General features: G+C 72.5%; 4 protein-coding genes and 2 pseudogenes. 2 read left to right on the top strand and 4 right to left on the bottom strand.

Annotated features, from left to right (window positions below):
* Nucleotides 1-809, bottom strand: a pseudogene (locus tag HCN52_RS07485) (hypothetical protein); the annotation flags it as partial.
* Here HCN52_RS07485 and HCN52_RS07480 point away from each other — a divergent pair.
* Nucleotides 709-1,071: pseudogene (locus HCN52_RS07480) on the top strand (helix-turn-helix domain-containing protein); the annotation flags it as partial. The pseudogenes HCN52_RS07485 and HCN52_RS07480 overlap by 101 nt on opposite strands.
* Nucleotides 1,072-1,861: 790 nt before the next feature.
* The gene (locus HCN52_RS07475) at nt 1,862-2,941 is read left to right on the top strand and encodes a glycoside hydrolase family 6 protein (RefSeq protein ID WP_168087575.1); all 1,080 of its coding nucleotides are present in this window, start codon (nt 1,862-1,864) and stop codon (nt 2,939-2,941) included.
* Nucleotides 2,942-3,099: 158 nt separating this feature from the next.
* Here the strand turns inward: HCN52_RS07475 and serA are convergent, their stop codons facing one another.
* The 3 genes from serA to ilvN all read right to left on the bottom strand — a co-directional run bounded on the left by serA (nt 3,100) and on the right by ilvN (nt 6,517).
* Nucleotides 3,100-4,689: a phosphoglycerate dehydrogenase gene (serA, locus tag HCN52_RS07470; protein WP_168087574.1), complete on the bottom strand. Its 1,590-nt coding sequence runs from the start codon at nt 4,687-4,689 to the stop codon at nt 3,100-3,102.
* Between the two features lie 210 nt (nt 4,690-4,899).
* Nucleotides 4,900-5,898 (bottom strand): ketol-acid reductoisomerase, encoded by a 999-nt coding sequence (ilvC, locus tag HCN52_RS07465; protein ID WP_168087573.1) that lies wholly within the window; start codon nt 5,896-5,898, stop codon nt 4,900-4,902.
* Between the two features lie 94 nt (nt 5,899-5,992).
* Nucleotides 5,993-6,517: an acetolactate synthase small subunit gene (ilvN, locus tag HCN52_RS07460; protein ID WP_167968940.1), complete on the bottom strand. Its 525-nt coding sequence runs from the start codon at nt 6,515-6,517 to the stop codon at nt 5,993-5,995.
* Nucleotides 6,518-6,540: the final 23 nt, after the last annotated feature.

Genomic DNA, 6,540 nt, shown 5'->3' with positions numbered 1-6,540 from the left:
GTGGCGGCGAGCTCCGCGAGCCGCCCGGCGGGGCACCCGGCGCGCCAGGAGGCGAGCCGGGCGACGAGGGCGCGGTCCGCACCGAGACGGCCGGCGAGGAGCCGGATCTCCTCCTCCCTTGCCTGCGCACGGCGCCGCAGCTCCTGGCGCTCGGTGTCGGCGGCGCTCTCGTCGTGCATGGCCGGGTTGGGCGGGACGAGGAAGACGGCGTCGTCCGTCGCGGGCGGCGTCGGGGCCAGCAGGGCGGCCGCGGTGCCGACCGCCACGGCGGACCGGGGCAGCAGCGCCGCCGCGGCCAGCGCCTCCCGGGCCCGGGCGTGGCTCTCGGGGTCGGTGATGACGACGCCGTCGACCAGCTCCGGGCGGGCGGCGAGGACGGCCGCGTGGTCGGCCGGGTCCACCGACTGCGCGAGATAGCGCCAGCCGGGCAGCGCGGGGATGCCGTGCTCGCCGAGGAACTCCACGGTGGCCAGGACGTCCGGCCCGGCGGGCAGCAGGCCACCGTCGCCGAGCGCCCCGAGGATGCGGCTGTCGTCGGCCGCGGCGGTCCGCAGGTCGAACAGCTGACGCTCGGCGTCGCCGACCGTGGTCTCCAGCAGTTCGGTGAGGGACTCGGCGTGCTCGTCGAGCTGCTCGGCGGTGAGCGGCTCGCCACCGGGAAGCCCCAGCAGCTCGCCGAGGCGCTCCTCCCGCCCGAGGGATACGGCCGCGTCACGTTCCGCGGCGTGCGCGGCGCGCGCGGCGCGGGCCGAGCCCCGTCTGCGCCCCGTGGCGCACTGGGACCGCCTCGGTCCGTACCGGCTGCTCACCACGGCGGCGGAGGTCGCCACCGACGAACCGGACCCGGCCGTCTCCGTGCTGCTGCGCGCCGACCAGCGCGAGCTCGCCCGGACGGTGGAGTCCTACCTCGACCACGCGGGCGCGGCGGGGCGCACGGCGGCGGCGCTGGGTGTGCATCGGCAGACGCTGTACTACCGGCTCTCCCGCGTGGAACAGCTCACCGGTCTCGACCTCGCGGACGGCGCCGACCGACTGTTGCTGCACATGGCGCTGAAGACCGCCCGGCTCTGACCATGTTGACCGCGAGCGGGGGTGACAGCCGCGGGACGTGATCGTGGAGGAGACCTCGGACGCGGTGGCGTTGTCGAGGACTGCACTCGCACAGCGGTTGTCGTGTGCCCCCGCGCTGCCCGGCCGGCTCCTGGCAGACCGTCGCCGCTCGAGCGGGCCCGTTCGTGCCGTCCCGTCGCCCGTGTCGCGCGTCAGGGAGGGGCGCTTCCGGGCCCGTTGCCCGCCACCGGCTGAGCCGCCGGCGACGGGAGGGGGAATGCCGGGCCCGCACGACCGGTTGCGCGGGCCCGGACTGCCTGACGACGCGAGGGATGTCGAGGGCCGAAGCCCAGCTCCGGGCCCAGCCACAGCTCCGCGGACGGTCACGGACCCCGACCCGGACGACGGCCCGCGACCGTGCGGTCGCGCGGTGCCCCGAGCGCCGAAAGCGCCGTGCGCCTCCTGGCGCATGGGGCGGACGCACGGGGCGGACGCATGGCGCGCCGGCCCCGCATCTCACCCTGCGGGTCCTGCCGTGGCCCGGTCCGGTGCGACAGTCGCCCCCGGCCCCGTACCGCCCAGGCGCGGCAGCCGGGGCCCCGGTCAAGTGGGCATCCCTCGCAGGCCCCAGGCGATCCCGACGCGGTGCGCAGGCGTGGCCGGAGGCTGTCGGAATCCTGTCGCTCCACAGCGTGCGCGAGGGCTTCACCGCATGGCGCCCCGCCGTTACCGTGCCCCTGGGAGCGCTCCCATCACGGTTCACCGTGAGATTCCCCCACAATCCGGCGCTCCCCCGTCAGGAAGGACACTCGTGGAGAACCCCAGAACCACGCCCACCCCCACACCTCTCCGCCGGCGGCGGTCGGAGCGCCGTGCGCGCGGCGGGCGCGTGCTCACCGCGCTCACCGGCGTGACGCTGCTCGCCGGTCTGGCGATCGCGCCGGCCGCGACCGGCGCGTCCCCCTCACCCGCCCCGCCCGCATCGCCCGCCTCGTCCGCGGACTCCGGCACCGCGGACGCCGGCACGACCGCCCTGCCCTCCATGGAGCTCTACCGGGCAGAAGCCGGCGTCCACGCATGGCTCGACGCGAACCCCGGCGACCACCGTGCACCGCTGATCGCGGAGCGGATCGGCTCGCAACCGCAGGCGGTCTGGTTCGCCGGCGCGTACAACCCGGGCACGATCACCCAACAGGTCGCCGAGGTCACCTCGGCGGCAGCAGCCGCCGGCCAACTGCCCGTGGTGGTGCCCTACATGATCCCGTTCCGGGACTGCGGGAACCATTCCGGCGGCGGAGCACCGAGCTTCGCCGCGTACGCCGAGTGGAGCGGGCTCTTCGCGGCGGGGCTCGGCTCCGAGCCGGTCGTGGTGGTGCTCGAGCCCGATGCGATTCCGCTGATCGACTGCCTCGACAACCAGCAGCGGGCGGAACGGCTGGCCGCGCTGGCAGGCCTCGCCGAGGCCGTCACCGACGCCAACCCCGAGGCCCGTGTCTACTACGACGTCGGCCACTCGGCCTGGCACACGCCGGCCGCCATCGCACCGACGCTGGTGGAGGCGGGCATCCTGGAGCACGGAGCCGGCATCGCCACCAACATCTCCAACTACCGGACCACCACCGACGAGACGGCCTACGCGTCCGCGGTCATCGCCGAGCTGGGCGGCGGTCTCGGCGCTGTGGTCGACACCAGCCGCAACGGCAACGGCCCGCTCGGCAGCGAGTGGTGCGACCCGCCCGGCCGACTGGTCGGCAACAACCCGACCGTGAACCCCGGTGTCCCCGGAGTGGACGCCTTCCTCTGGATCAAGCTGCCCGGTGAACTCGACGGGTGCGACGGCCCGGCCGGGTCGTTCTCCCCGGCCAAGGCGTACGAGCTGGCCGGAGGCTGACACCCCCGCACCGACGGCCGCCCGCCGGCCGCGGGTCCCGGACACGCATCGTCCGGCCCGCGCGTCGCAGCAGACGGCGACGGCCGGTCGCGACAGCATCCGGCCGCGGTGCGGCCGGCCGACGGCGAGCGCCCGGTCGCCGGGCACCCTTCCGCTGATCAGTCGGTGAGGTTGACTCCCCGCACCGAGGTCGCGCCGATCTCGGCGCCGATCTCGGTCAGCACCTGGGCCGGGATGGTGCCGTCGACCGTCAGCGCGATCAGCGCGGCGCCGCCCTCCTCCGCCCGGGCGACCTGCATGCCGGCGATGTTGATGCCCGCCTCGCCCAACAGCCGGCCGAGGGTGCCGACGACACCCGGTCGGTCGGTGTAGCGCAGGAAGGCCATGTGGTCGGCAAGCGCCAGGTCCACGGTGTGCTCGCTGATCCCGACGATCTTCTGCTGGTGCTTCGGGCCCGCGAGAGTGCCGGAGACCGAGACCTCGGTCCCGTCGGTGAGGGTGCCACGCACGGTGATGAGGTTGCGGTGGTCGGGCGACTCGGAGCTGGTGGTCAGCCGGACCTCGACGCCGCGCTCCTGCGCGAACAGCGGTGCGTTGACGTAGGACACCGTCTCGGCCACGACATCCTCGAAGACGCCCTTCAGCGCGGAGAGCTCCAGCACCTTCACGTCGTGCTGGGTGATCTCGCCGTAGACCTCGACGTCCAGCCGCTGCGCGACCTCGCCCGCGAGCGCCGTGAAGATGCGCCCCAGGTTCTCCGCCAGCGGCAGACCGGGCCGCACCTCCTCGGCGATGACCCCGCCCTGCACGTTCACGGCGTCCGGCACCAGTTCACCGGCGAGCGCGAGCCGCACGGAGCGGGCGACGGAGACGCCGGCCTTCTCCTGCGCCTCACCGGTGGACGCGCCCAGGTGGGGGGTGTTGATGACGTTGTCGTACTCGAACAGCGGGGAGTCGGTGCAGGGTTCGGTGGCGTAGACGTCCAGCCCCGCACCCGCGACGCGGCCCTCCTTGAGCGCGCTGGCCAGCGCCGCCTCGTCCACGATCCCGCCGCGCGCCGCGTTGATGATGCGCACCGAGGGCTGCACCTTCTGCAGGGCCTCGTCACCGATCAGGCCCACCGTCTCCGGGGTCCTGGGCAGGTGGACCGTGATGAAGTCCGAGGTCGCGAGGAGGTCGTCGAGCGCGACCATCCGCACGCCCATCTGCGCGGCGCGCGCCGGCTGCACGTAGGGGTCGTACGCGACGATCTTCATTCCGAAGGCGGACATGCGCTGCGCGACCAGGACGCCGATGCGGCCCAGACCCACCACGCCGAGGGTCTTCTCGGAGAGCTCGACGCCCGTGTACTTGCTGCGCTTCCACTCACCCTGCTTGAGCGCGGCGTTGGCCTGCGGGATGTGGCGGGCGGTGGAGAGGATCAGACCGCAGGCCAGCTCGGCGGCGGTCACGATGTTGGACGTCGGGGCGTTGACGACCATCACGCCCGCCTTGGTGGCGGCGGCGACGTCCACGTTGTCGAGGCCGACCCCGGCGCGTGCGATGACCCGCAGGCGGCGGCCGGCGGCGATGGCCTCGGCGTCGACCTTGGTGGCGCTGCGGATCAGGATGGCGTCGGCCTCGGCGATCGCGCCGAGGAGCTCGGCGCGGTCCGCGCCGTTGCACGTCCGGATCTCGAAGTCCGGTCCCAGCGCGTCCACGGTGGCGGGTGAAAGCTCTTCGGCGATCAGTACGACGGGCTTGCTCACTTGTCTCAGTCCTCGCTTGTCCTCTGCGGGTGGCCGCGTCCCGACGGCCGAAGGCGGTGGAGGTTGGCAGCCGCGTGAGACACACGACGCTGTGAGCCTGTGACGCGCTAGTGCTGGCAGTGTATCGGCGCGGCGGCGGTCCCGGCGCCGGATGCGCGGGACCGCCGCCCCTTCGAGCGATACCGGCTGTCAACCCGGTGTCGGTGGTGCTCAGTCCTCGTTGTCGACCCAGCTCATGAGCTTGCGCAGCTCCTTGCCGGTGGTCTCCAGCTTGTGGTTCGAGTCCGCGGTCTTGTACTCGTTGTACTTGGGGAGGCCGGCCTCGTACTCGGCCATCCAGGTCTTGGCGAAGGTGCCGTCCTGGATCTCGGAGAGGACCTTCTTCATCTCGGCCTTGGTGGCATCGGTGACGATCCGCGGGCCGGTGACGTAGTCGCCCCACTCGGCGGTCTCCGAGATCGACCAGCGCATCTTCTCCAGGCCGCCCTCGTACATGAGGTCGACGATGAGCTTCAGCTCGTGCAGGCACTCGAAGTAGGCGATCTCGGGCTGGTAGCCGGCCTCGACCAGGGTCTCGAAACCGGCCTTGACGAGCGCGGAGGCGCCACCGCAGAGGACGGCCTGCTCACCGAAGAGGTCGGTCTCGGTCTCCTCGGTGAACGTGGTCTTGATGACGCCGGCGCGAGTGCCGCCGATGGCCTTGGCGTAGGAGAGGGCGAGCGCGAAGGCGTTGCCGCTCGCGTCCTGCTCCACCGCGGCGATGCACGGGACGCCTCGACCCTCCTCGTACTGCCGGCGGACCAGGTGGCCCGGGCCCTTCGGGGCGACCATGCAGACGTCGACCCCGGCGGGCGGCTGGATGAAGCCGAAGCGGATGTTGAAGCCGTGGCCGAAGAAGAGGGCGTCGCCCTCCGCGAGGTGGTCCTTGACGGACTCCTCGTACACCTTGGCCTGGATCGGGTCCGGAACCAGGATCATGATGACGTCGGCCTCGGCGGAGGCCTCGGCGGGGGTGACGACGCGCAGGCCCTGCTCCTCGGCCTTGGCGCGGGAACGCGAGCCCTCGTGCAGGCCGACTCGCACGTCGACGCCCGAGTCGCGCAGCGACAGCGCGTGGGCGTGGCCCTGGCTGCCGTAGCCGAGAACCGCGACCTTGCGGCCCTGGATGATGGACAGGTCGGCGTCGTCGTCGTAGAACAGCTCGGCCACTTGGGTTATCTCCTTGAGTGCGGGGTGGTGCGGGTTGGGGTGGTGCGCGGGGCGGGCGCCGTGACCGCGGCGGGGTGGTGACCCCGCCGACAGGTCAGGCCGACCTCTCCAGGGCGCGCAGCGACCGGTCGGTGATGGAGCGCGCGCCCCGCCCGATGGCGATGGTGCCGGATTGGACCAGCTCCTTCACACCGAACGGTTCCAGCATGCGCAGCATCGCCTCCAGTTTGTCGCTGCTGCCCGTGGCCTCGATCGTGACGGCCTCGGGGGCGACGTCGACGGTCTTGGCGCGGAAGAGCTGCACGATCTCGACGATCTGGGACCGCGTCTCGTTGTCCGCACGGACTTTCACCAGAACGAGTTCACGTCGGACGGCCGAACCGGGTTCCAGTTCGACGATCTTCAGCACGTTGACCAGCTTGTTCAGCTGCTTGGTGACCTGCTCCAGCGGCAGGTCGCCCACGCTCACCACGATGGTGATGCGCGAGACCCCGGGGTGTTCGGTGGTGCCGACCGCGAGGGAGTCGATGTTGAAGCCGCGGCGGGAGAACAACGCGGTGATCCGGGCGAGGACGCCGGGCTTGTTCTCCACGAGAACGGACAGCGTGTGCTTGGACATCAGTGGTCTGCTTTCTGGCTCGG

Origin of the sequence: Streptomyces bohaiensis (assembly GCF_012033785.1) — a bacterium.
Classification (GTDB): Bacteria; Actinomycetota; Actinomycetes; order Streptomycetales; family Streptomycetaceae; genus Streptomyces; species Streptomyces bohaiensis.
The sequence above is the reverse complement of the archived record's forward strand: the minus strand, read 5'-3'. Positions and strand labels throughout refer to the sequence as shown.

Coding starts and splice junctions, on each gene's coding strand:
- ilvN (WP_167968940.1), bottom strand. CDS start 6,517: ATGTCCAAGCACACGCTGTCCGTTCTCGTGGAGAACAAGCCCGGCGTC.